Raw genomic sequence first — 602 nt, 5'->3', positions numbered from 1 at the left:
ATCAGGATGAGACGCCGTATTGCCTCACCCAAGAGTGTTCCCAGAGAATAATGCCGTTGCCTCACTCGAATGTTCTCGAATGCCTCACGGGTTGTTACGCTCGTGTCCCGGCACCTGGTGCAAGGTGACAGAGGTAGCGAAGCCGCTCGCGAGCGCGCCCTCAATAGCGCTGTAGCGAGCGGGCGGCTTCGCGGGCGGTCATCATGTTTTCCGCGGATTGTCGAAGGCCAACCGGGCGGAGAGTGCCTCACTGCACGACCTCTACGATTTGCGTCTGCCGCGCGGCATCGGCGAATGGCCCGAACACCAGTGCATTGGCCTGTGTACTGCGCCAGATCTTCATTCGACGCTGCACGGTCCGAATGAGGCCGTCGGGATACACGCCGGGGTATTTGACCTGCAAGCGTTCAAGCAACTCTCGCGAAGTTCGCCAAGGCTCCGCCTCAAACCATTCCTCGAGTTCGGCAGTGACGGCGAGTAGAGGATCCGGCCTCCGCCGCTCTCGCTTGGCCGCTGGCTTGGAGCGGGCAGTTGGTTTCACTTCACCACCACGCCAAGCAATCCGTAAGCCAGACAGAAAGTCTTCGAGCGGTAATGCCTCG

1 pseudogene is annotated in these 602 nt (G+C 60.5%); it reads right to left on the bottom strand.

The annotated features are described in order from the left end of the window. Window positions 1-247: 247 nt before the first annotated feature. A pseudogene (locus tag ATY29_RS31875) lies at window positions 248-602 on the bottom strand (transposase); the annotation flags it as partial.

Source organism: Rhizobium hidalgonense, from assembly GCF_002914525.1.
Classification (GTDB): Bacteria; Pseudomonadota; Alphaproteobacteria; order Rhizobiales; family Rhizobiaceae; genus Rhizobium; species Rhizobium hidalgonense.
Note: the sequence above shows the minus strand (reverse complement) of the source record. Positions and strands in the feature narration are given on the sequence as shown.